Here is a 2,790-nt window from a genome sequence, read left to right on the forward strand (position 1 = left end):
TGCAGTGATTCTTGCCATATTTATAAGGTCTTTGAGATCTTCTTCAGATATAGTGTAACCTTCCTTATAGCCTCTGTAACTTCTGTTTTCTTTTACCAAGTCATAAAGCATTGCTTTTCCTCCCATATAGTGTTATGCAGATACCAAACTGCTAAGTGCCTCAAAAAGCTCTGGCTGCTCATCTTTCATTCGGATAGGACAGGCTCCCAATGGCCCTCTAGGCAAATCTTAGGGTCAATCTCTTTGATCGTATCTACAACTATCGGTTCACTATCTATATCAAAAAAATCATTTAACATCTTTTCATAAACCTCCTTAGTTGTCATAAAGTTACTTATCCCCAATGCACCCTTTTATAAACGGTCTACTTAAAAGTGTACTTCTTTATAAGTTCATTAGTTACCGCAAGATGCATTATACTTGATGCCATTTCAACTAGTTCCTCCTTACATCTTTCTATAAAAATGGTATGACTTTTTAAGAATTAACCAAAAGCCATCTTAAAAGCCTTTTCTTGCTTGCGTGATTATTTCATTTAAAAGATCTATACGTTTATTAAGATTGTTCTTAAGAAGTATTTCTGCAGTCTTAGTTCCGCGTGGAAGGTTCATGAGCCACTTAGCCTGAGATATTGCTTCTTCGCAGCTTTCTATGATCTCACTATTAGTCTTTTCAAATACAGTCCCGCCCATGACCATAGCTGTTCTGATGATGTCGAACCTATCTATATCATCGCAGTCTCTTATAGACATCTGGAATGTTGTCATATCCTCGGGAATATCATCGGTAAGATTATGTCTTGCGATTCCTCGTACCATCTCTGCTGTCATATCAGGATCATAGTTAATATTCTGGAGGTATACCCTTGCAATATCTGCGCTGACAAAAGGATGTCTACCCCAGTCGTCATCGCATTCTCTATAGCCAACGTCATGCAAGAGGCAAGCAAGAACAAGCGGCTCTTCCGGAAGTTTTTCGGCACGTGCAATCACCTTGGCATTCTCTGCTGCCCTTATAGAATGTTCATATCGGTACAGCATGTCTCCACGTTCAGGTGTAGGATCAAGCATAGCGTAAACGAATTTCTTAGTATCTTCTATGAGATTCGGTGCAGACTTATAAGCATCCAGTACTTCTTTTACCCTATCAGAAAAAACTGTGCAATAAGATTCCATAGTTTTCCTCGTATTATAAATCATGCTAAAAGAAACTTGTGAATAGGAATTACTTCAATTTCATGTCCATCTTTTTCAATGCTTCTTTCTTCTTCGTTTGTGACTATTATCAGTTTTTTTACGCCTTCAGTTTTCTCCGCAAAAGATATGAGGCTCCTTGTTTCCCTTTCTTCCGCATCTCCAAGAGAATATGAGGCCTGTATTGCGCAGGCTTGTTCCGGCAGATAAAAGTCAATGTCTATGCCGGTCTGCTTAGATTTAAAATAGTAAACGTCATCCTCATATTTACGTTTCAGATGAACTGCGACTGCATTTTCCAAAAGAGCTGATGGCTTATCCACCAGAAACAGTGAAAGCAGACCATTATCATAAAAATAAAACCTTGGAATACTCTCTTTTTCCGCGAACTTGGAAACATAATTCTTTGTCCTGAACAGCAAATATGCATTCTCAGCGTAGGCAGTATACTCTATCATTGAGTCAGTAGAAGTCTTGGTTCCTGTAGCCTTAACATTGCCTGCAAGTGTGTTAAACGAAACCTCATGCATAACTGTCTCTGCAATCTTTTTTATCATGAGCCGGAGTGCCATTTTATTCTTAACCTGCTCACGCTCCATGATATCGCCAAGCAGGACCTTCTCATAAACGCTCTTTTTGTATTCCCTTTTATTATTCAGAAGCTGTGCTTCAGGGAATCCTCCGTCTGAGACATATTCCTGACATGCTCTTCTTATCTTCGCAGATTTTGAAGTAGTAAAAAGGGCTGCGTCATCATGCGCAATCTTTTTATAATCCAGAGCTTCACCAAATGAGAAAGGCATGATCATCTTTGGTATATATCTTCCGCCAAGGATGCTTGCCATCTCTGCGCTGAGCATTTTTGCATTACTTCCGGTAATGTATACACGCTTTTTCTGGTCTGCCATTCTTCTGGCAAAATGTTCCCACCCTTCAATGATCTGAATCTCATCAAAGAAATAATAAATATCTTTTGCATCAGTCAGTTCATAGGCCGTTTCCACGATGTCGTTGAAATCATTCATAGTAAATCCCAGTAATCTGTCGTCCTCAAAATTCACGTAGATTATCTGAGACCAGTCGCAGCCTTCATCCACAAGCTCTTTTGCAATCTTATATAAGAGAGTGGACTTGCCAGATCTGCGTAGTCCTACCAATACATAGTTTACATTTTTCTCAAAGGAGTAGTCCCTTTCGATAATATCAGCATTCTGAATGACTTCTATCTGATCATTAATGACCTGTTTCAATATACTATGGTTCATATACAAGCCTCCAAAAGCGCTTTCGTTTTTGCACTTTGTTTTAATAATATTTTATCGTGTATGCACGATAAAATCAACAATAAATATGGTGTATACAAAAAAAGGTTGTCAAGTCCCGACAACCCTCACCGCTTTTGGTTTTATCCTTTGATGTAAATAAAAATATCAACTTTCACGAAAACAACACCCCCCAAAAAATTCACTTTTCTTCACCAAACTGCGATTGGCTATTCATTTATGAAATACTATTAGCCATTTCCAATAATCGTAGTGACTTAACTAAAAAGAGCAATGCAAAAATACACATAACTACAAATGATAATACTGTCCCT

2 protein-coding genes are annotated in these 2,790 nt (G+C 38.3%); both read right to left on the reverse strand.

Features of this window, described 5'->3' with window-relative positions:
• Window positions 1–500: 500 nt before the first annotated feature.
• Window positions 501–1,175, reverse strand: coding sequence for an HD domain-containing protein (locus K6G87_RS12375; RefSeq protein ID WP_296837711.1), 675 nt, complete (start codon window positions 1,173–1,175; stop codon window positions 501–503).
• 20 nt (window positions 1,176–1,195) lie between these two features.
• Window positions 1,196–2,458: an ATP-binding protein gene (locus K6G87_RS12380; protein WP_296837713.1), complete on the reverse strand. Its 1,263-nt coding sequence runs from the start codon at window positions 2,456–2,458 to the stop codon at window positions 1,196–1,198.
• Window positions 2,459–2,790 lie beyond the last annotated feature (332 nt).

The organism is Butyrivibrio sp. (assembly GCF_024699075.1).

What these genes read in the sequence shown, in the direction of transcription:
- K6G87_RS12375 (WP_296837711.1), bottom strand. Translation starts at nt 1,175, where the DNA reads ATGGAATCTTATTGCACAGTTTTTTCTGATAGGGTAAAAGAAGTACTG.
- K6G87_RS12380 (WP_296837713.1), bottom strand. Translation starts at nt 2,458, where the DNA reads ATGAACCATAGTATATTGAAACAGGTCATTAATGATCAGATAGAAGTC.